Source organism: Bacillus sp. JJ675 (assembly GCF_036963165.1).
GTDB classification, from domain to species: Bacteria; Bacillota; Bacilli; order Bacillales; family Bacillaceae; genus Bacillus; species Bacillus glycinifermentans.
On sequence record NZ_JBALMR010000125.1, the window covers coordinates 252 to 1103 of the forward strand.

At 33.0% G+C, this 852-nt stretch carries 1 protein-coding gene; it reads right to left on the minus strand.

Annotated elements, in window-relative coordinates:
• A partial coding sequence (locus tag V7126_RS23715) for a hypothetical protein (protein WP_335499814.1) occupies positions 1-852 on the minus strand: 852 nt, incomplete at both ends.

Here is an 852-nt window from a genome sequence, read left to right on the forward strand (position 1 = left end):
TCAAATCCTTGGTATTTAATTTGATGCTGATTAAATAATTTTTTTATATTATCATGTGTTTCAACAGCACCTATTACTGTTACACACTTCCCTACATACGCCGGGTTTGCAAAAACAGTATCTTTTTCTTTATCGATATTAACCCCGGATACAGACTTTTTTATAGCAGAAGCTCCGAAGACATTCTTCTGTGCTCTTGGAGCACTATCATGTCGCCAACTGACGAATAGATTATCTTCCCCTTTATTATAAGCAACATCTACAATTGATCCTTTTTCAAGAGAAAATTTTTCAATTATATATTGATTTAAAACAAACTTTCGTTCAATTCCATTTACAATCAGTGCCCCACCGGTTGCAATTCTGTTAATATAAAGGTCTCCTTCTTCCTCATCAATTACACAATATTTGATTTCACGTCTAAGAGGTTCTTCATCATTCATATTGACCTTTTTGTATAGATAAAAATCATATCTTGATCCATCACCCTTTGGTATTGCTTTAATTAAATCTCCCGTTGAAACTGCTAAACGACGTATTTGACCCTCTGGCATTCGTAAGATTTCAGCGGGGTCATGTATACTTTCTAAGTTTCCGTTAACAGGGAGCCTTCTCAATCTGTAAACATGTGTATCACTATCCCCCTTATACTCTTCTATCTTATTTTCCTCTATTTTTTTCTCATCAATATTATTATTTTTAAATGAATCTTTTCCCCCCTCTGCTCTTATATCATCAGACATTAAATCTGGGAGATTATCCATCGCTTTTAAAAAATCTAGATATGATTGAATCTTTTGAGTCAAATCCCCATAATTGTTTTCATCTAATTGGTTAACAAGATTAAATATT